The 21,376-nt window shown below is 42.7% G+C and carries 18 protein-coding genes and 1 other RNA gene; 14 read left to right on the forward strand and 5 right to left on the reverse strand.

Going from position 1 to position 21,376, the window contains the following annotated elements; translation table 11 throughout:
• Positions 1–8: 8 nt before the first annotated feature.
• Positions 9–2,606, forward strand: a complete 2,598-nt coding sequence (gene acnB, locus M1F26_RS06170) for a bifunctional aconitate hydratase 2/2-methylisocitrate dehydratase (protein WP_140171005.1) — start codon at positions 9–11, stop codon at positions 2,604–2,606.
• Between the two features lie 61 nt (positions 2,607–2,667).
• Here the strand turns inward: acnB and M1F26_RS06175 are convergent, their stop codons facing one another.
• Positions 2,668–3,045: a VOC family protein gene (locus tag M1F26_RS06175; protein WP_140171003.1), complete on the reverse strand. Its 378-nt coding sequence runs from the start codon at positions 3,043–3,045 to the stop codon at positions 2,668–2,670.
• Between the two features lie 190 nt (positions 3,046–3,235).
• Here M1F26_RS06175 and M1F26_RS06180 point away from each other — a divergent pair, with 190 nt between their 5' ends.
• The 4 genes from M1F26_RS06180 (at position 3,236) to M1F26_RS06195 (ending at position 6,347) form a co-directional block, all read left to right on the forward strand.
• The gene (locus tag M1F26_RS06180; protein WP_140171001.1) at positions 3,236–3,601 is read left to right on the forward strand and encodes a YacL family protein; all 366 of its coding nucleotides are present in this window, start codon (positions 3,236–3,238) and stop codon (positions 3,599–3,601) included.
• Positions 3,602–3,742: 141 nt separating this feature from the next.
• Positions 3,743–4,615, forward strand: a complete 873-nt coding sequence (gene mscS, locus M1F26_RS06185) for a small-conductance mechanosensitive channel MscS (RefSeq protein ID WP_140171000.1) — start codon at positions 3,743–3,745, stop codon at positions 4,613–4,615.
• 209 nt (positions 4,616–4,824) lie between these two features.
• Positions 4,825–5,460: an arginine exporter ArgO gene (argO, locus tag M1F26_RS06190; protein WP_140170998.1), complete on the forward strand. Its 636-nt coding sequence runs from the start codon at positions 4,825–4,827 to the stop codon at positions 5,458–5,460.
• Between the two features lie 152 nt (positions 5,461–5,612).
• Positions 5,613–6,347, forward strand: a complete 735-nt coding sequence (locus tag M1F26_RS06195; protein ID WP_140170996.1) for an oxidative stress defense protein — start codon at positions 5,613–5,615, stop codon at positions 6,345–6,347.
• On the opposite strand, the gene M1F26_RS06200 is transcribed toward M1F26_RS06195, so the two are convergent.
• The gene (locus M1F26_RS06200) at positions 6,344–7,255 is read right to left on the reverse strand and encodes a LysR family transcriptional regulator ArgP (RefSeq protein WP_004261934.1); all 912 of its coding nucleotides are present in this window, start codon (positions 7,253–7,255) and stop codon (positions 6,344–6,346) included. The genes M1F26_RS06195 and M1F26_RS06200 overlap by 4 nt on opposite strands.
• Positions 7,256–7,458: 203 nt before the next feature.
• Between M1F26_RS06200 and rpiA the strand changes: the two genes are divergently transcribed.
• Positions 7,459–8,121: a ribose-5-phosphate isomerase RpiA gene (rpiA, locus tag M1F26_RS06205; protein WP_140170994.1), complete on the forward strand. Its 663-nt coding sequence runs from the start codon at positions 7,459–7,461 to the stop codon at positions 8,119–8,121.
• 444 nt (positions 8,122–8,565) lie between these two features.
• The gene (gene serA, locus M1F26_RS06210; protein WP_136135326.1) at positions 8,566–9,816 is read left to right on the forward strand and encodes a phosphoglycerate dehydrogenase; all 1,251 of its coding nucleotides are present in this window, start codon (positions 8,566–8,568) and stop codon (positions 9,814–9,816) included.
• Between the two features lie 38 nt (positions 9,817–9,854).
• Here serA and M1F26_RS06215 read toward each other — a convergent pair whose 3' ends face one another.
• The 3 genes from M1F26_RS06215 to zapA all read right to left on the reverse strand — a co-directional run bounded on the left by M1F26_RS06215 (position 9,855) and on the right by zapA (position 11,191).
• Positions 9,855–10,448 (reverse strand): 5-formyltetrahydrofolate cyclo-ligase, encoded by a 594-nt coding sequence (locus M1F26_RS06215; protein WP_140170992.1) that lies wholly within the window; start codon positions 10,446–10,448, stop codon positions 9,855–9,857.
• Between the two features lie 120 nt (positions 10,449–10,568).
• A non-coding RNA gene (ssrS, locus tag M1F26_RS06220) (6S RNA) lies at positions 10,569–10,750 on the reverse strand.
• Positions 10,751–10,861: 111 nt separating this feature from the next.
• Positions 10,862–11,191: a cell division protein ZapA gene (zapA, locus tag M1F26_RS06225; protein WP_004913067.1), complete on the reverse strand. Its 330-nt coding sequence runs from the start codon at positions 11,189–11,191 to the stop codon at positions 10,862–10,864.
• Positions 11,192–11,330: 139 nt separating this feature from the next.
• On the opposite strand from zapA, the gene M1F26_RS06230 reads away from it, so the two are divergent.
• The 7 genes from M1F26_RS06230 (at position 11,331) to gcvP (ending at position 21,372) form a co-directional block, all read left to right on the forward strand.
• On the forward strand, positions 11,331–11,915 hold the full coding sequence (locus tag M1F26_RS06230; protein ID WP_094962992.1) for a YecA family protein: 585 nt from the start codon (positions 11,331–11,333) through the stop codon (positions 11,913–11,915).
• A 199-nt stretch (positions 11,916–12,114) separates the two neighbouring features.
• On the forward strand, positions 12,115–13,437 hold the full coding sequence (gene pepP / locus M1F26_RS06235; protein ID WP_004261898.1) for a Xaa-Pro aminopeptidase: 1,323 nt from the start codon (positions 12,115–12,117) through the stop codon (positions 13,435–13,437).
• A 34-nt stretch (positions 13,438–13,471) separates the two neighbouring features.
• Entirely contained in the window at positions 13,472–14,650 is a 1,179-nt protein-coding gene (ubiH, locus tag M1F26_RS06240; RefSeq protein WP_094962993.1) for a 2-octaprenyl-6-methoxyphenyl hydroxylase, read from the forward strand.
• Positions 14,651–14,676: 26 nt separating this feature from the next.
• Positions 14,677–15,906: an FAD-dependent 2-octaprenylphenol hydroxylase gene (ubiI, locus tag M1F26_RS06245; protein WP_140170989.1), complete on the forward strand. Its 1,230-nt coding sequence runs from the start codon at positions 14,677–14,679 to the stop codon at positions 15,904–15,906.
• Between the two features lie 523 nt (positions 15,907–16,429).
• Positions 16,430–17,524: a glycine cleavage system aminomethyltransferase GcvT gene (gene gcvT, locus M1F26_RS06250; protein WP_096863171.1), complete on the forward strand. Its 1,095-nt coding sequence runs from the start codon at positions 16,430–16,432 to the stop codon at positions 17,522–17,524.
• Between the two features lie 45 nt (positions 17,525–17,569).
• Positions 17,570–17,962, forward strand: coding sequence for a glycine cleavage system protein GcvH (gcvH, locus tag M1F26_RS06255; RefSeq protein ID WP_036958523.1), 393 nt, complete (start codon positions 17,570–17,572; stop codon positions 17,960–17,962).
• Positions 17,963–18,495: 533 nt separating this feature from the next.
• The gene (gcvP, locus tag M1F26_RS06260) at positions 18,496–21,372 is read left to right on the forward strand and encodes an aminomethyl-transferring glycine dehydrogenase (protein WP_140170987.1); all 2,877 of its coding nucleotides are present in this window, start codon (positions 18,496–18,498) and stop codon (positions 21,370–21,372) included.
• Positions 21,373–21,376 lie beyond the last annotated feature (4 nt).

Below are 21,376 nucleotides of genomic sequence, written 5' to 3' on the forward strand. Positions count from 1 at the left end.
AGAACGTCGTGCTAGAAGAATACCGTAAGCACGTAGCCGAGCGTGCCGCTCAAGGGATTGTCCCTAAGCCATTAGATGCGTCACAAGTAGCTGCACTGGTAGAGTTACTCAAAAACCCACCCAAAGGTGAAGAAGATTTCCTGTTAGACCTGCTGACCAACCGCGTCCCTCCTGGTGTTGATGAAGCAGCGTACGTAAAAGCTGGATTTTTAGCCGCGATAGCTAAAGGCGAAACTTCCTCTTCTCTTATCTCCCCTGAAAAAGCCATTGAACTGTTAGGTACTATGCAGGGTGGATATAACATTCACGCACTAATTGAAGCGTTGGATGACGAAAAACTGGCGCCAATCGCCGCTAAAGCACTTTCCCACACCTTACTGATGTTTGATAACTTCTACGACGTAGAAGAAAAAGCGAAAGCGGGAAATGTTCACGCTAAACAAGTTATTGAATCATGGGCGGATGCCGAGTGGTTCAAAGAGCGTCCTGCGTTAGCTGAAAAAATGACCGTAACTGTGTTCAAAGTTACGGGTGAAACTAACACAGATGACTTATCGCCAGCGCCTGATGCATGGTCACGTCCAGATATCCCATTACACGCGTTAGCAATGCTGAAAAACGCACGCGATGGTATTGAACCAGACGATGCGGGTAATGTTGGTCCAATCAAGCAAATTGATGCATTAAATAAAAAAGGCTTCCCATTAGCTTACGTGGGTGACGTCGTCGGTACCGGTTCTTCTCGTAAATCAGCCACTAACTCCGTGCTGTGGTTTATGGGTGACGATATCCCATTTGTGCCAAATAAACGTGGCGGTGGGGTGGTATTAGGCGGCAAAATTGCACCAATCTTCTTTAATACGATGGAAGATGCGGGCGCATTACCGATTGAAGTGGATGTTTCTAAACTGAATATGGGCGATGTGATTGATATCTATCCATTTAAAGGTGAAGTTCGTAACCACGAAACGGGCGAACTGCTAGAAACATTTGAATTAAAAACAGATGTGTTGATTGACGAAGTGCGTGCAGGTGGTCGTATTCCGCTGATTATCGGCCGTGGCTTAACCAATAAAGCACGTGAATCACTGGGCTTAGAAGCGACAGATGTATTCCGTCACGCGAAATCCGTTGCACAAAGCAATCGTGGTTTCTCATTAGCACAAAAAATGGTTGGTCGTGCTTGCGGTCGCCCAGGTATTCGCCCTGGCGAATATTGTGAGCCAAAAATGACCTCTGTAGGTTCACAAGATACAACCGGGCCGATGACCCGTGATGAACTGAAAGACCTAGCTTGCCTTGGTTTCTCAGCAGATTTAGTCATGCAGTCATTCTGCCATACAGCAGCGTATCCAAAACCTGTTGATGTGACAACACACCATACCTTACCTGATTTTATCATGAACCGTGGCGGTGTTTCTCTTCGTCCGGGAGATGGTATTATCCACTCATGGTTAAACCGTATGTTACTGCCAGATACCGTTGGTACAGGTGGTGACTCACATACGCGTTTCCCAATTGGTATTTCATTCCCTGCGGGTTCAGGTTTAGTCGCATTTGCTGCGGCGACAGGTGTTATGCCACTGGATATGCCTGAGTCAGTATTGGTTCGCTTTAAAGGTGAAATGCAGCCGGGTATCACTTTACGTGACCTCGTCCATGCAATTCCACTATATGCAATCAAAGACGGCCTATTGACCGTAGAGAAAAAAGGTAAGAAAAACATTTTCTCTGGCCGTATCTTAGAAATTGAAGGCTTACCTGAGCTGAAAGTCGAACAAGCGTTTGAATTAGCGGATGCGTCAGCAGAGCGTTCAGCGGCGGGTTGTACTATCAAATTAGATAAAGCGCCAATTATCGAATACCTGCAATCGAATATCGTTCTATTAAAGTGGATGATAGCCGAAGGTTATGGTGATCGCCGTACTATCGAACGCCGTATCAAAGGAATGGAAAGCTGGTTAGCGGACCCACAACTGCTGGAAGGTGATGCAGATGCGGAATACGCGGCAGTGATTGAAATTAACCTCAATGATATCAAAGAGCCAATTCTGTGTGCACCAAATGACCCAGATGATGCACGTTTATTGTCTGATGTGCAAAACGAGAAAATTGATGAGGTCTTCATCGGTTCTTGTATGACAAACATTGGCCACTTCCGTGCAGCAGGTAAGTTATTGGATTCCCACAAAGGCCAATTACCAACACGTTTATGGGTTGCGCCGCCAACTAAGATGGACGCAGCGCAATTAACCGAAGAAGGTTACTACAGCGTGTTTGGTAAGAGTGGTGCACGTATTGAAGTTCCAGGGTGTTCATTGTGTATGGGTAACCAGGCGCGTGTAGCTGACGGAGCGACGGTCGTTTCCACTTCAACGCGTAACTTCCCTAACCGTTTAGGAACAGGTGCGAATGTTTACCTCGCATCAGCAGAACTGGCAGCGGTAGCTTCTTTGTTAGGTCGTTTACCAACGCCAGCAGAATATCTGCAGTTTATGGATAAGGTCGATGAAACAGCGGCGGATACATACCGTTACCTGAACTTTGACCAGTTATCACAATATACCGAAAAAGCGGATGGCGTGATTTTCCAAACAGCGGTGTAATAAGGTAATATTAATAACGGAGGCTCCTAATGTTAGGGGCCTTTTTAATTGGGTGTATTTGCTAAATATATTCAGAAATTTCGATTAAATTTAAATCGACATCACGTAAGTAAATAGATCTAATTGCTCCAGTTGCACCAGTCCGATTAACTGGCCCTTCGATAATTTTTACACCTTGTTGTTCAATATGCTTTTGCACATCACACAGCGGTATATCGCTAATAAAACATAAATCGAGCGCACCTGGTACAGGCAAGTGGGCTTTGGGTTCAAATTCTTTTCCATATTGGTGGATATTGATTTTTTGCTGTCCAAAACATAACGCATAACGCTGTTCACCAAAGGTAATAACTTCCATTTTTAACACCCGTTGGTAAAAGTCAATGCAGGCATCAAGGTTAGTTGTGGTTAGCACTATATGGTCTAAGCGATTGATCATTAGAGCTCCTATTGTTTTAATTATGAATATTTTAATTATTTTCTTATTTAATATTAAGTGAATTACGTAGCTTATGTGTTGAAATCGGTGCTTTACTCAATTTTATTTTTTCTGTTGGTAATACCTCTCAACAAAGCGGTTTGACTCGCGTTATACTAGGTTCAATAACGCAAGAGTAGAGGGACTGCATATGGACTACCAATTTTTCCAAGATATCACCGGAGCTATCTCCGCTAAATTCTCGATGGATCATGAGGCTATTGGATATTGGCTTAATGAAGAGGTTAAAAACGACCTTAGTCTGTTAGATGCTATTGAAGAAAACTACGAAAAAATTAAAGGTAGTGAAAAACAATGGGAGCTTATTGGCCACGAATATACATTGTTGCTTGATGATGAAGAAGTGATGATCCGCGCCAACCAATTATCATTTGAAACTGAAGGGTTGGAAGAGGGAATGAGTTATTATGATAATGAAAGTGTTGCATTTTGCGGCACTGATGACTTTCTGTTAATGTTAAAAGATTATCGTCTTTTTGTTATAGAAAATAGATAAAATAATTTTATTTAGTGATTTGTTTTGTATTTCAATAAATCACCGCTATTATTTGCAGTGTACGGCCAGCCGTTAAACGCTTAGTTAAAGATTAATTGGCTGGGATTAATTTTGATAATTGGATTTTAAAGGGCAATATATATGAATACTGATGATGTTACAGGCGCGTTGAATGAAGCAACGAATTGGTTTGTGGCAAACCAAGATCTGTTAGTTCAGTATGTTGTAAATATCGTGTCTGCTATCGTTATCTTAATTGTCGGGATGATGATTGCAAAATGGGTCGGACGTGGTTTGCATCGCGTGATGACTATGAAAGGCATTGATTCAACAGTGAGTGACTTTTTATCAGCGATAGCGCGCTATACCATTGTTGCATTCACCTTAATTGCTGTATTAGGGAAAGTTGGCGTACAAACAGCCTCTGTGATTGCGGTAATGGGGGCGGCCGGTTTAGCTGTTGGCTTAGCATTACAAAACTCGCTGGGTAACTTTGCCGCAGGTGTGTTGCTGGTGGTATTTAGGCCACTAAAAGCGGGGGAGTATGTTTCAATTGGTGCCGTTGAAGGTACAGTACAAAATGTACAAATATTTTCAACTACGCTAAGAACCGCAGATGACCGTATTATTGTTATTCCTAATGGAAAAATCATTGCCGATAACATTATTAATACCAGTCGTGAGCCTAACCGTCGTCAAGATATTATTGTAGGTGTTGCTTACGATTCTGATATTGATGTGGTGAAAAAAGTATTAGGTGATATCGTCGCCGCAGATAGCCGTATTCAGCATGCTAAAGGCGTTACTATCCGTTTACATGATATGGCACCATCGTCATTAAATTATTTAGTGCGTTTTTGGACCACCAATGGTGATGCATGGCCTGTGTATTGGGACTTGCTAGAAGAGTTTAAGCGAGCATTGGATAAACATAATATTGGTATCCCATTCCCACAAATGGATGTTCATGTTCATAAACAAAATGCGCCTACCAAGCAAGATTCTGCAGAGTAATATTTAGAAGTCATATTCAGCAGTTTCACTGAAAATAAGAGCCTGTCTTCGATGGGCTCTTATTCATTTCTCACCCCTATATTTTTCTTACCGAGCCGTTTTTAGTTATAAGTGATACTTATGACCTATTAGACTTAATCATTTCAACTAATAATTTTTTCTCGTTAATATCCATGCATATTAATTGAATAAAAAGTTGGAGTTAATGCATGTTTTCGATCTATTTACAGGGTGCACTGTTGGGTGCAGCGATGATATTACCTTTAGGGCCGCAGAATGCTTTTGTCTTACAACAAGGAAGCCGGAAGCAGTTTCATTTAATGAGTGCATTATTATGCGCTTTAAGTGATACCGTTTTAATTATCGCAGGTGTTTTTGGTGGGAGCGCTTTATTAAGCCAGTCTGAAATATTAATGCAATTGATTACATGGGCAGGCGTAGCATTTCTTCTATGGTATGGCTATGGTGCGTTTCGGACAGCACTCAGCCCTGATGAGGTCATACTTCAAACAGAAAGCCGTGCTATCACAAGATGGAAAGTGATTGTCACACTATTTGCCGTCACTTGGCTGAATCCTCATGTTTATTTAGACACTTTCGTTGTATTGGGTAGTGTGGGAGGCCAATTAGAAAGCCAGCTGAGACCTTGGTTTACGGCTGGAGCATTAACGGCTTCTTTTGTATGGTTTTTTGCGTTAGCGATACTTGCAGCTTGGTTTTCACCCGTGTTAAATAAACCGCGTTCACAGCGCATTATTAACATTTTTGTCGGTAGCGTGATGTGGTTTATTGCATTTCAACTCGCTATACAGGGGCTTAAAGGACTAGGTTTGCTTTCTCAATAACAATATATCTTCAACAGACAAGCAATAACGTTTAATTTCTCATTATTCTGACTGTACTTTTTGTTTCATGTGTTACTGTTAAATTGAGCTCAGGGATAGTTTATTACCAATTATCCCTTTTTTAGCGATAAATAATTGCCTTGGGAGGTTCTGTGAAATTAAAATCTTTAGTTTTAGCTGCGATGGTAGCAGGTGCTGCGGTTCCTACCATGTCATTGGCTGACCCGTTACCTAATGGTCCACACATTACGACTTCGGGTAATGCAATAGTGAAAGCGACACCTGATATGGCGACGCTGAATATTCAGGTGGAAGTGACTGCTAAAGATGCGGCGGCTGCGAAAGCCGGGGTCGATAAGCGAGTTGCGGAGTATTTTGAGTTTCTTAAGAAAAACGGTATTGAAAAAGAAGATATTAATGCAGCAAATGTGCGAACTCAGCCTAAATATGATTACAGTAGTGTGAAACAAAAATCAACCATCGAAGGCTACACGGCAACACGTTCTGTTGAAGTGAAAGTGAAGAAATTAGACCAACTTAATGTCTTGTTAGATGGTGCTTTAGCCGCAGGTCTCAATGAAATCAACTCAGTACAGTTTGGTGTGGCTAATCCGCAACAGTATCGTGATGAAGCACGGTCTCAAGCGATTAAAAATGCGACAGAACAAGCTAATCTCTTAGCGAAAGGCTTTAATGTTCAGTTAGGCCCAGTGTATAGCATTAACTATAATGCGCCAGCTGCGGTGCCATATCCAATGGCAACAAGAAATTATGGTGAGGCGATGAAAGCCTCTGTTGCTCAAGACCTCAAGATTGATGAGACTTATGAACAACAGAGTATTGATTTTAATGACCAAGTTGATGTGGTATTTGAATTAAAACGCTAGTTTTTTGCGGGTTCATCTTCTTGTTTTAACATCTGGCGCCCAGTTTTTAATAGGGCGTCAGTCACTTTTTTCATTGTACGGCTTTCAGGTGCGAAGCGGTGCCAATAAAGCATGCGTCGCTGACATAGCCCTGGTGTTAAATCAACCAACTCACCATTCGCTAATTCACTTGCTATCTGCAAATGTGGGATCATACAGCAGGTAGAGCCCTGTTTCGCTAACTGTACAAAGGCCTCTGAGGAGTTCACGATATGGCATGGAACACTGCCGGGCGACAACCCAAAGTTTTGTTGCACAAAGGCTTGGTGCATATCGTCTAAATGGTCGAAAGCAACCGCAGGCGCTTTTAATAACGAAGAGCGAGTCACCCCATCGGGGAAATATTTCGCTGCAAAGCCAGGTGACGCGACAAAAATATAGTCTAGTGCGCCAAGTTTATCGACCAAGCAACCCGGTAATGCTTGGGGTTGAATACTGATAGCGCCTACCACTTCACCACGTCTTAAACGTTCTTGGGTTCGGGTTTCATCTTCTACCTGAATATTTAGCCGAATAGGGCTGTTGCCTAATACAGGGTTTAGGGCTGGAAGAAACCAAGTTGCCAAGCTGTCGGCGTTGACGGCAAGTGAGAGCAATAAAGGGGTGGAACCACTATTTTCATCACCTAACCATTGTTCTTCTAACAATTCGACTTGATGAAGCAATGCTAGCAGTTTTTGCCCTTGTTCAGTTGGGTGTGGCGGAACGGTACGCACAAGTAGTGGCTGCCCAAATAGGTTTTCTAACTGCTTTATACGTTGTGACACAGCAGATTGCGTGATGCAGAGCTTTTGAGCTGCGCGCTCAAAGCCGCGTTCACGGATAACGGCATCCAGTGCTTGTAATGCGCGATAGTCAGGGCGCTTCATCAAAAAGATCTCCTTGTTGTTATTCTACCAAGCACTATGCCATATTTTTACAAATAACACTTAAAAATATTATTGTTGTGGCCTAAATCCCAAGAACCGTGACATAAATACAGCGAACAAAGCTGCAACTTATTGGGTGTCCGGTATATACTAGTTATTAATAACCTTAATCACGACTCAATTAAATCTTAAAAGGCATGAGCATGACTCAGGACGAATTAAAAAAAGCGGTAGGTTGGGCAGCACTTGATTACGTAAAACCGGGCACTATTGTTGGTGTTGGAACGGGCTCGACAGCTTCACACTTCATTGATGCATTAGCAACAATGAAAGGTCAAATAGAAGGTGCGGTATCAAGTTCAGAAGCATCAACTCAAAAATTAAAATCATTGGGTATTACGGTATTTGATTGCAATGAAGTGGATTCCTTAGATGTTTATGTTGATGGCGCTGATGAAGTTGACCACCACATGAATATGATCAAAGGCGGTGGTGCGGCTTTAACACGTGAAAAAATTGTTTCTGCAATTGCAAAAACCTTTGTTTGTATCGTTGACGAATCTAAGTTAGTTGATGTGTTAGGTAAATTCCCTCTGCCTATTGAAGTGATCCCAATGGCGCGTAGCTATGTGGCACGTGAATTGGTTAAACTGGGTGGCACGCCAGAGTACCGTCAAAATGTGATTACAGATAACGGTAATGTGATTTTAGATGTCCATAATTTAAATATTATTGACCCAGTGGCATTAGAAAATACCATTAATGGGATTGCAGGTGTTGTGACCGTTGGGTTATTCGCGAATCGTGGTGCAGACGTCGTCTTGATGGGAACTGCAAACGAAGGCGTTAAAACCATCAAGTTATAATCTATATCGTATTCAATTTTTTAATAAGCCAGTGGAGTTATACCCACTGGTTTTTTTGTCTTACTGGTATTTTGTCATTAGTTTATGATTTGATAGAAGCTAAATTAATTAACCAGTTTTATTAATATCACCAATTTGAAATTTATTTTATTTTTTTTAATATCTAGCTATTTTGGTGATATATCTCACACAAATAGGCATTGTGCAGGAAAAATCCTTATTTTGTGTTATCACCCCTGATTTTCTACCATTTAACTTCTTTTTCTTCGCGCTTTTTAGCATCCATTAAGCAAACGGTTGTATTGCTACTGCGCTATTTTTTGCTATGTTGGTATACGCTTCATAGCTCAAGGTAGATGGATGTCATCTCTCTTGAGCTATGTTAGGCAAACACATATGTTCATCTGTTATAAATCTTAAGTACGTTCACGATAGGGTAGGGAAATGGTTAAGGTATCTTTGCAAAAAGACAAAATTAAATTTTTACTGCTAGAAGGTGTGCACCAAAGTGCGGTTGATAACTTAAAAGCTGCGGGCTACACCAATATTGAATATCACAAAAGTGCGTTATCCGACGAAGAATTAAAAGAAGCGATTAAAGATGCACGTTTTGTAGGTATCCGTTCCCGTACTCATCTTACTGAAGAAATTTTTGCAGCAGCAGAAAAACTTGTTGCAGTGGGTTGCTTTTGTATCGGCACCAACCAAGTTGATTTAGATGCTGCGGCAAAACGCGGTATCCCTGTATTTAACGCACCATTTTCGAATACACGTTCCGTTGCAGAAATGGTATTAGGCCAATTATTACTTTTACTGCGTCGTATTCCTGAAGCGAATATGCAAGCACACCGTGGTGTTTGGGAAAAACAAGCGAAAGGCTGTTTTGAAGCACGCGGTAAGCGTCTTGGTATTGTTGGATATGGCCACATTGGTACTCAGTTAGGGATCTTAGCTGAGGGTATCGGTATGAATGTTTTCTTCTATGATATTGAAAACAAACTACCATTAGGTAATGCAACTCAAGTTCGTTCTTTAACTGAACTTCTGAATATGAGCGATGTGGTTAGCTTACATGTCCCTGAGACCCCAAGTACGAAGAATATGTTTGCTAAAGAACAATTCGACCGTATGAAGCCTGGTTCTATTTTCATTAACGCATCACGTGGAACAGTTGTGGATATTCCTTCACTGGCAGCCGCGTTGGAAAGCAAACATTTATCAGGTGCTGCGGTGGACGTATTCCCAAGTGAGCCAGCTGCAAATAATGACCCTAATGACCCATTTATCTCTGAATTAATTAAGTTCGATAATGTGATTTTAACGCCGCACATTGGGGGCTCTACAGAAGAAGCTCAAGAAAATATTGGGTTAGAAGTGGCTAGTAAGTTGGCGAAATACTCAGATAATGGTTCAACACTATCTGCGGTTAACTTCCCCGAAGTTTCCCTGCCTGTCCATACTGAAGATACCAACCGTTTCTTGCATATTCATGAAAACCGTCCAGGTATTTTGAACAGCATCAACCAAGTATTTACTGAAAATAACATTAACGTTGTTGGCCAGTATTTACGTACATCAGGCAACGTAGGTTATGTGGTTATTGATGTATTAATGCAAACGCCAAACCAAACAGATGAAGCACTCCAGAAATTAAAAGATTTGCCTGGAACCATTCGTGCGCGTTTACTGTTCTAAGCTACGCTAAAAATTGTGTGAAATGATGGCGCGGGTATTTATGACCAGCGCCATACTTTTTGCGGCGTAATAATTTCGGGTAAAGGAACATCCCAGTGTGCGATGGGGAGTTTTTCTACTTGCTGGCAATTATGGGCAAGGCCAATTGGATAAAAACCGGTTTTTTGCCAATTTGCTAGAGTCCTATCATAGAACCCACCTCCCATACCTAACCGTTGCCCTTGAGTATCAAATGCCACTAATGGGATAAGCATGATATCCAGTTTCTCAAGTGGTAGCACATCTCTAACATCAAGCGGTGGTTCATCAATATTAAATCGGTTTTTAACGAGTTGGCTATCGGGGCGATAGTGAAGAAACAGTAAATGGTGACGACTAAAAGGATGTAAAACAGGGAGATAGACTTGTTTGCCTTCAGCCCAGAGTGCATGAATGAGCGGTTTAGTATCAATTTCGCCATCAAAAGAAAGAAACAAAGCAATCGTGTTGGCTTGTGCTATTTTCGGGTGGTTTAATGCATTATGCATGAGTTGTTCCGCAGCGTCATATTGCTGCTGAGCGCTTAATTGACGACGTGCTTGGCGGATTGTTTGACGTACCTGCTGGCGTTGGGTCGAGAGGGAGTCTTGCATGTGATAACCTGTTATATATGCGATAAAAAACAGTTAACCAAGAAAGTAAATTACTTGAAGTATATCGCAAGATGAAAGGTTATGTAGAAAACAAATGAAAAATAAGCAGGAACTTAATTGAGGGTCTCCAAGATGCCGTTGTAGGCTGTAACCCTTGAACCCTTGGTTCAAGGTGAACGCAGTTTAGCAACCTTTAGGCTTCCTGAGCGAATCAGGCATGCTCACCAGCGCCATAACCACATTCTATTTAGTTGAAATATCGGCTCAGGGGACTCGCCCACTCACGCGCATCTCAGAGAAATTTGGTTTGAGAACTTATCGTTACTCAGTGATTTCATTGTACGAAACTAGATTTAAAATGCAACCTTAATTTTGTATATTTTTTTCTACTAGTGTCTGATTAATAAGCAGATTTACTCTAAGGGCAATACCTGCCTCTCAGTAATTTTCACCTGATCGTGCAACGCTTGTTCGATTGTGTGCTGCAACATTTTTATTTTCTCTTCCATATTATAAGCATAATCACGCGTTTTTGTCTTTTCTTGTGCTAATTCGTGACAGACGTTCAATGCTACGATAAAAATAAGTTGTTCCATATTGGTCACACCGCTTCTATCTTTCAGATTTTGCAAGCGTTGTTCTAATTCTTTAGCCGACTCAAGAAGGGCTTCTTTTTGTTCTGATGGGCAGTTAACTCGCATTGAACGCCCGAAAATCTGGATGTCGACAGGTTGTGCGGACATGATACCTCCATACTGAATAATACTCGCCATAAATACATCATATTTGGCGCAATTAATAGATAAGACAAAAGCATACTGGTCTAGCGGCTATCCTTGATGGTAGCATATCACGAATCATAAGCTAACATGACGAATTCAGATGTCTATACAAAAATCTTTACCAAACTATGAATCACTGGACAAACTACTGCAACAGCACTCAATCGCACTTACTGCCGCGGAGATCCATGGTCTAATAACCGGGTTGATCTGTGGTGGGGGACGTGATCAAAGCTGGCAAACGTTAGTCCATGACCTTGCTAACGATGGTTTAGCTTTTCCACAAACCGTTTCACAGCCACTGCGAGAACTTTTTGATACCACGTTTGAAGCACTTGATGATAGCGAGTTTGCATTTACTATGCTATTTCCTGACGAAGATGCTTCTGTTTTTGACCATGCTGATGCGCTAGCTGGCTGGGTAAATCACTTTTTATTAGGTGTTGGTGTTACACAACCGAAACTGGCTGATAAAAAAGAGATAAGCGAGGTTATCACAGATTTACGCAATATTGGTATGCTTGGTTATGATGAAGACGAAGACCAAGAAGAACTCGAGCAAGCGTTAGAAGAAGTGGTGGAGTATGTCAGGGTGGCGGTGCAATTATGTTACATTGCATTGATTGAGCCAACTAAAGGCCAAGGCCCAACCGCAGTAGAAAATGATAAGCCAGTTCTTCATTAGTTTCTTTTAACGTGTAACGTGAGTTTTCAAAGCCACTTAACTTTATCGGACGATATTATATTATTGATAAAATTAAGTGCTTGAAAACGGGGTGTATCCAGTTTTAAGTCATTTCGCCAGTGTATGTTGTTATGTGATTGGTTAAACACAAGCAATATATTCAGCAATCTAATTATTCTGATAATAAGGCAAAAACGGTATGAATAAACAGGAATTTATTTCTCGTCGCAATGCATTATTGGCTCAAATGCAACCAGGCAGTGCAGCAATTATTTTCTCAGCGCCTCCTGCGCAGCGTAATGCGGATTGCGAATACCCGTACCGTCAACACAGTGATTTCCTTTATTTGACGGGGTTTAGCGAACCTGAAGCCGTATTAGTGTTGATTAAGAGCGATGAAAAACATAGCCATTCTGTTCTTTTTAACCGTGTTCGTGATTTAACTGCTGAAATTTGGTTTGGTCGCCGCCTTGGCCAAGACGCCGCACCTGAAAAGTTAGGTATCGACAAAGCGTTACCTTTCAATGAAATAGAAGAACAACTTTATCAATTACTGAACGGCCTCGATGTGGTTTATCATGCACAGGGGGAGTTTGCCTATGCCGATAAATTGGTATTTGATGCCTTAGATATTTTACGTAAAGGCAGCCGCCGTCACTTACGAGCGCCACAAACATTGGTAGATTGGCGGCCGATTGTCCATGAAATGCGCTTATTTAAGTCAGAAGAAGAAATTAATACCTTGCGTATGGCTGGGCGAATTTCTGCTCTCGCACACGTTAGAGCCATGGAAACTTGCCGACCTAACATGTATGAATACCAACTTTGTGGTGAGTTAGAACACGAATTTACTCGCCATGGTGCACGTTTCCCTTCGTACAACTCCATTGTGGGTAGTGGTGAAAATGCCTGTATTTTGCATTACACCGAAAATGAGAGCCTAATGAAGGATGGCGAATTAGTCTTGATTGATGCGGGGGCAGAATTTGAAGGCTATGCAGGGGATATCACGCGTACTTTCCCAGTAAATGGTAAATTTAGCCAAGCGCAACGTGAAATTTACGATATCGTCCTTAAAGCGTTAAATACCGCGTTAGAGCTATACCGCCCGGGAACCAGTATTCATGAGGTGACTCGTGAAATTGTTCGTATCAAAACAGAAGGTCTTGTCGCACTTGGAATTTTACAAGGCGATGTGGATCAATTGATCGAAAACAAAGCATATCAGCCATTCTTTATGCATGGTTTAAGTCATTGGTTAGGGTTAGATGTACATGATGTAGGTTTTTATGGCACAGACCGCGACCGTACACTTGAAGTGGGGATGGTATTAACTGTTGAGCCTGGTTTATATATTGCTCCAGATGCCGATGTGCCACCACAATATCGCGGTATTGGTGTACGTATCGAAGATGATATTGTTATCACCGAAAACGGAAATGAAAACTTAACAGATTTAGTCGTGAAAGACCCTGATGAAATTGAAGCCCTAATGGCGGCAGCAACGCACAATTTAGGGTAGCTGTCAGTCATCATAGAAAGGTAATAAACAACGCATGAATGTGATCATCGTGGGGGGCGGTATGGCGGGTGCAACATTAGCACTGGCGATATCATCCCTTAGCCAAGGAAAATTATCGGTTTCATTAATCGAGGCAGCTTTGCCTGATGGCAAACATCCGGGGTTCGACGCACGTGCGATTGCGCTAGCCCACGGTACTTGTCAGTCGTTAGCAAAAATAGGCATTTGGCCTGCTTTAGCGGATTGTGTGACCCCCATTAATCATGTTCATGTGTCTGATAGGGGCCATGCTGGTTTTGTGAATATCGTAGCCGATGATTATCATATCGATGCTCTAGGCAATGTTATTGAGCTGCACGAAGCTGGCGCCCGCCTGTTTTCATTGTTACGTAAAGCCCCCGGTGTAACCCTTTATTGCCCTGCAAAAGTAGAAAATGTCCATCGTGAACAAGAGATTGTGACGGTCACCTTGAATAATGGAGATAAGGTGACAGGGGAATTACTGATTGCTGCGGATGGCAGCCATTCCGCGATTGGTAAAGCCTGCCATATGCAATGGCAACAGGACGATTATGGGCAAGTGGCTATTATCGCGAATGTGAAAACCGCCATAGACCCACAAGGCCAAGCCTTTGAACGCTTTACGGAATTTGGCCCATTAGCCTTGTTGCCAATGTCACAAGGCCGTAGTTCATTGGTTTGGTGCCATCAGCAAGAACAAGCTGACACAATTAGGTCTTGGGATGATGAGACGTTCAAGGATAAATTACAGCAAGCATTCGGCTGGCGGCTAGGCGAAATCGTCATGGCCGGTAAGCGTCATTGTTATCCATTGGTATTACGTAAGGCGCTTAACCCTGTTAGTCATCGAGTCGTGTTAGTGGGGAACGCTGCTCAGACCCTGCATCCTATTGCGGGGCAAGGCTTTAATTTAGGTATCCGTGATGTGATGCAACTGGCTCACATTGTGGTAGATGCAAACGCGAAAGGGCAAGACATTGGCCGTTATTCATTACTCAGCCAATACCAGCAAGCCAGAGCGTTAGATAGAGACAAAACGGTTACGATAACCGACGGTTTGGTTCGTTTATTTGCGAATCGCTGTTTACCGCTTATTGTCGGGCGTAACTTAGGTTTAATGGCAATGGAAATGTTACCGCCAGCTCGTGATGTTTTGGCTCGCCAAACATTGGGTTGGGTTGCACACCAATAACCACGAAATAAAGAGGAATAAAAAATATGCAATCATTTGATGTGGTTATCGCCGGTGGTGGTATGGTTGGGTTAGCAGTCGCTTGTGGGCTTGAAGGGAGTGGGCTTCGTGTTGCGGTAATTGAGACTCATCCACCTAAGCTGCCATTTAGTGTAGCAGAGCCGCATGCATTAAGGGTATCTGCTATTAATGCGGCAAGTGAAAAGTTACTGACCCACTTAGGTGTATGGTCAACTATTAAAGGAATGCGAGCTTCTGCATATAATGGCATGGAAGTTTGGGATAACGATAGCTTTGGGCGTATTTCTTTTACCGCTCAAGAACGTAACCTGACGCATTTAGGGCATATTGTTGAGAATAATGTTGTACGTGATGCACTATGGCAAAAGGCGTCTCAGCTTCGCGATGTGACATTATTGGCCCCCGCAACAATTAAAAAAGTGGTGTGGGGAGAAAATGATGTTTTCATTACGTTAGATGATGAAAACATGTTAACGGCACGGTTGATTGTGGGGGCTGATGGGGCAAACTCGTGGTTGCGTAGCCATGCTGATATCCCATTAACCTTTTGGGATTATGAACATACCGCGTTAGTTGCTACGATCCGAACCGAAAAACCTCACGAAGGCGTTGCTCGACAAGCTTTTGATGGTGAAGGTATTTTGGCGTTTTTACCATTAAGTGACCCACATCTTTGCTCGATTGTCTGGTCTCAATCTGCCACTGAAGCAGCTAGGCGTCAATCTTTAGAACCTGCTGATTTTAATAAAGAACTGGCGGTTTCATTTGATGTTCGTCTGGGTCTTTGCCAAGTGGAAAGTGAGCGATTAACCATTCCTCTCACAGGGCGTTATGCAAGGCAATTTGCAGCTCAACGCTTAGCTCTGTTGGGGGATGCGGCACATACCATTCATCCATTAGCAGGCCAAGGGGTTAACCTTGGGTTTATGGATGTGGCTATGTTGATCGGTGAAATTAAACGTTTGCACCGCGAAGGTAAAGACTTTGGTCAATATTTATACTTGCGTGATTACGAGCGCAGCCGTAAGCACAGTGCAGCGTTGATGTTAGCTGGTATGCAAGGCTTCCGTGAATTGTTTGATGGCAATAACCCTGCGAAGAAATTACTTCGTGATATCGGGCTGGTTTTAGCGGACAGCTTACCGGGTGTTAAACCGCAATTATTGAACCATGCGATGGGGCTGTTTGATATGCCGAAGTGGCTGGAACAGTTACAAGTCGAAGACACTCTCTAAATCCCTTTCTGCAAAGGCACAATCTTATAAATTGTGTCTTTTTCTTTTTTAATTTCAATATACAAAGTGTCATCACTGGTTTCTGTATACGAAATAACCCTGCCGATCTTGTTTTAGTATGAATAGCAGACTTTTCTCTTTTTATCATGACTGAAAAAAACTAATTACATTCATTTTTCGCATTAGTTTTATTTATATTGGTGTGATGAGTTTTATTGGCGAAGCTATCATTTAAATTCTTTAATTGATGATATTTTGAGCTCCTAGACGCTAAATGTAAGGGTTTTGAGTGATCATTCTCAATTATTTAACAAAAAGCACTGGCAAAATCAGAGCGCAATCAGTAATACAGATGGATGGTCGCCCTATTTTTTTTTATAGAATAGAACTGCAAACAGTGGTAGGTTTTTTAAAAGTTATCGTTTGCGTCGGGTTAAAATTATCTCGCGACTTTGTTGCAGATGGATAATTTTCACTACGCAATCACCCTGTCATATTAATTAATAATGTAAAGAGGGTATTCATGGTAAAGCAAACAACGCTATATGATGAACATATAGCCTGCGGTGCAAAAATGGTCGATTTTCATGGTTGGATGATGCCGTTGCATTATGGTTCGCAGATCAATGAACATAATTTTGTCAGAACCGAAGCAGGGATGTTTGATGTTTCCCATATGACTATTGTCGATTTACACGGCGAAGGCTGTCGTGATTTTCTTCGTTATCTTCTCGCCAACGATATCAATAAACTTACAGAGCAAGGTAAAGCCTTATATACAGGCATGCTGAATGCTTCAGGTGGTGTTATTGATGACCTGATTGTGTATTACCTCGCTGATGACTTTTATCGTCTCGTCGTCAACTCAGCAACACGCGATAAAGACCTCGCTTGGATTGAACAACATGCTAAAGGTTATGCCGTTGAAATTCGTGTTCGCGATGACTTAGCGTTATTAGCTGTCCAAGGGCCGCAAGCACCAGAAAAGGTTCATTCATTACTGAGTTCGGAACAAAATAGCGCCATTGAAGGAATGAAACCATTTTATGGTATTCAAACTGGAGATTTGTTCATCGCAACCACGGGCTATACCGGCGAAAAAGGTTATGAAATTGCTATGCCTAAAGAGCAGGTCGTTGAATTTTGGCATAAACTGCTTAAGGCAGGGGTACACCCAGCGGGCTTAGGGGCGCGGGATACTTTGCGCCTTGAAGCCGGTATGAACCTATATGGGCAAGATATGGATGAAACGATTTCACCATTAGCCGCGAATATGGGATGGACGATCTCTTGGAAACCAGAAGATCGCCAATTTATTGGCCGTGAAGCATTGGAAAAATTACGCGAACAAGGTACTGAAAAACTTGTCGGTATTGTGATGCGTGAAAAAGGTATACTGCGTGCAGGGCAAGTTGTTCGCTTTACTGATGAACTGGGGAAACTACAAGAAGGGGTAATAACCAGCGGCTCTTTCTCGCCAACCCTTGGCTTCAGTATTGCGTTAGCGCGTGTCCCGAACGGAATTCAAGACAAAGCAATTGTTGAAATCAGACAAAGAGAAATGCCAGTTGAAGTTGTTAAACCGGGCTTTGTCCGTGAAGGTAACTGCTTAGTGTAATTTGGGCGAATCTGATTAATAAATTTAAAAATTGAGAGGCTAATGATGAGCAATACACCTAAAGAATTAATGTACACCCGTGAACATGAGTGGCTGCGCGATGAAGGTAATGGTGAATTTACAGTTGGTATCACCGAACATGCGCAAGAAACGTTGGGTGACATGGTGTTTGTTGATTTACCCGAGGTGGGAACGGCGGTAAGTGCAGGTGATGACGTTGCAGTCGTCGAATCAGTTAAAGCAGCATCTGATATTTACGCACCACTGAGTGGCGAAATTGTGGCGGTTAATAGTGAGTTAAATGACGCGCCAGAACTCGTAAATGAACAGCCGTATCAAGAAGGTTGGATTTTCCGCATTAAAGCATCCGATACCGCAGAGCTGGCGGATTTGATTGATGCGGCGGGGTATACCTCTATGATCGAAGCCGAAGAATAGTTTATTCGTCATATTTTGTGTTGTGGCGGTGTTGGCTTCGCTCTCTCGCCCTAGTCACATACTTATGTATGCTCCTAGGGTCTCATTTGCTTGCCGCCTAGCCACAACGCAAACTATTTAGAATAAACACTTTTGGTTGCTGTGGCGGTGTTGGCTTCGCTCTCTCGCCCTAGTCACATACTTATGTATGTTCCTAGGATCTCATTGGTTTGCCGCCTAGCCACAACGCAAACTATTTAGAATAAACACTTTTGGTTGCTGTGGCGGTGTTGGCTTCGCTCTCTCGCCCTAGTCACATACTTATGTATGCTCCTAGGGTCTCATTGGTTTGCCGCCTAGCCACAACGCAAACTATTTAGAATAAACACTTTTTAGTGATAGCCATAAGATGAGCTATTTAGAGGATTGATAAAATCTAATTAGTTAGAAATAAGAAACAACCGCAATATTATTGATTTTAAGCGTTATCTCGCAAGTTCCGTAATAACCGCCCTACAACTTATGCATAGCAGACAAAGGATGGGAACACAGATATGTCGATGTCACTGAGTCAATTAGAAAACCGTTCAGAATTCATTTCGCGCCATATTGGTTCATCAGAACAACAATTAAAAACCATGTTAGACACCGTGGGTGCAACGTCATTAGATGCTTTGATGGACAAAATTGTCCCTAAAGCCATTTTGCTTGCAGAGCCACCAAGAGTGGGTGGGGGAGCAACTGAGCAAGAAGCCTTAGCTGAATTAAAAGCGATAGCGTCACTCAATAAGCGCTATAAAAGCTACATTGGTATGGGGTATGCGCCTGCAGTGCTTCCGCCGGTTATTTTGCGTAATTTATTAGAAAACCCGGGTTGGTATACCGCTTATACGCCATACCAACCGGAGGTGTCACAAGGTCGTTTAGAATCATTATTGAATTTTCAACAGGTAACTATCGACCTTACGGGGTTAGACCTTGCCTCTGCGTCGTTATTAGATGAAGCCACTGCTGCGGCTGAAGCTATGGCAATGGCAAAACGGATCAGCAAACTGAAAGATGCAGAACGCTTTTTTGTAGCAGATGATGTTCATCCGCAAACGCTAGATGTCGTTCGCACGCGTGCGGGTACTTTTGGTTTTGAAGTGATTGTGGATAGCGCAGAGAAAGCACTGGAACACGAAGGTGTTTTTGGTGTGTTACTTCAACAGGTTGGCACGACAGGTAATGTCCATGACTACAGTTCGCTATTTGCCCAATTAAAAGAGCGTAAAATTGTCAGTTGCGTTGCAGCAGATATGATGGCGCTAGTATTGCTCACTGCACCGGGTAAGCAAGGGGCGGATATTGTCTTCGGTTCAGCACAGCGTTTTGGCGTCCCGATGGGGTATGGTGGGCCACATGCGGCCTTCTTTGCTTGTCGTGACGAATTTAAACGGGCAATGCCGGGACGTATTATCGGTGTGTCACGGGATGCAGCAGGTAATACCGCACTGCGTATGGCGATGCAAACCCGTGAACAACATATTCGCCGTGAAAAAGCGAACTCGAATATTTGTACATCCCAAGTGCTGTTAGCCAATATCGCAGCCATGTATGCGGTTTATCATGGGCCAAAAGGGCTGAAAATAATTGCAGAGCGCATTCATCGCTTTAGCTCTATTTTTGCCAAGGCATTAGCAGATGCAGGTTTCGTATCACGCCATAAAACTTGGTTTGATACACTTTGCATTGAAGTCGCAGACAAAACAGCAGTGCTAGCGCGTGCTGAAAAAGCCAAAGTGAATTTACGTACTGATATTCGTGGTGCAGTTGGCGTGACTTTTAGTGAAATCACGACCCGCCAAGATTTAAATGAATTGTTTGCAGTGATCACCGGCGTCGAAACTAAGCTGGATTTTGAAAAACTAGATCAGTCAGTTTCCGCGACAGAACAAGCAATTCCAAACACGATGAGACGTGATGATGAAATTTTAGTACATCCCAACTTTCATCGTTACCACAGTGAAACCGAAATGATGCGCTACATGCATAGCTTAGAGCGCAAAGATTTAGCATTAAACCAAGCTATGATCCCTCTGGGTTCTTGTACCATGAAGCTTAATGCGGCTGCGGAAATGATCCCAATTACCTGGCCTGAATTTGGCGAGCTACATCCGTTTTGTCCACCTGAGCAGGCGCAAGGTTATCATCAAATGATAGAACAGCTTTCTCATTGGTTAGTACAATTGACCGGTTATGATGCGGTTTGTATGCAACCTAACTCAGGGGCTCAAGGTGAATATGCAGGTTTATTAGCTATTCGTCGTTACCATGAGAGTCGCAATGAAGGGGAGCGAAATATTTGTTTGATCCCGGCTTCTGCTCACGGTACCAATCCTGCCTCTGCGCATATGGCAGGTATGGAAGTGGTGGTAGTGCGTTGTGATGATGAAGGTAATATCGATTTAACGGATTTACGTGAAAAAGCTCAGCAACATAGCGAAGCTCTTTCTTGTGTGATGGTAACTTACCCATCAACCCACGGGGTATATGAAGAAAGTATTCGTGAAGTGTGTGAAATTATTCACCAATATGGTGGTCAAGTATATCTTGATGGTGCAAATATGAATGCTCAAGTTGGGTTAACAACACCGGGCTTTATTGGTGCGGATGTTTCTCACCTGAATTTGCATAAAACATTCTGTATCCCTCACGGCGGTGGCGGACCAGGTATGGGGCCTATCGGTGTGAAAAAACACTTGGCACCGTTCGTACCGGGGCATTCTGTGGTTGAGCAAGAAATGTTAACTGACCAAGGTGCGGTATCTGCAGCCCCATTTGGCAGTGCATCAATTTTGCCAATTAGCTGGATGTATATTCGGATGATGGGCTCTTATGGTCTACGTAAAGCTAGCCAAGTTGCTATTTTAAATGCGAATTATATTGCCAAGCGTCTTTCTGGCCGTTATGACATTTTATATACAGGGCAAGAAGGCTATGTTGCCCATGAATGTATTGTCGATTTACGCCCAATTAAAAGAGATACGGGTATCAGTGAGCTCGATATTGCTAAGCGCTTAATTGATTATGGTTTTCATGCGCCAACCATGTCTTTCCCTGTAGCAGGGACATTAATGATTGAACCGACAGAGTCTGAAAGCATAACTGAAATTGATCGGTTTATTGACGCCATGTTAGCGATACGCGATGAAATTGACCAAGTCGTGAAAGGGCAGTGGACACTAGAAGATAACCCTCTCGTGAATTCGCCTCATGTGCAAACGGAGCTAGCCGGGGAGTGGCCTCATAGTTATAGCCGTGAACTCGCAGCATTCCCAACAGCACAAACGAAAGCGAATAAATACTGGCCAGCAGTAAAACGGCTTGATGATGTGTATGGGGATCGTCATTTACACTGCTCATGTGTGCCGATTGAAGATTATATGTAGGAAT

The organism is Providencia sp. PROV048 (assembly GCF_033688165.1).
Lineage (GTDB): Bacteria > Pseudomonadota > Gammaproteobacteria > Enterobacterales > Enterobacteriaceae > Providencia > Providencia hangzhouensis.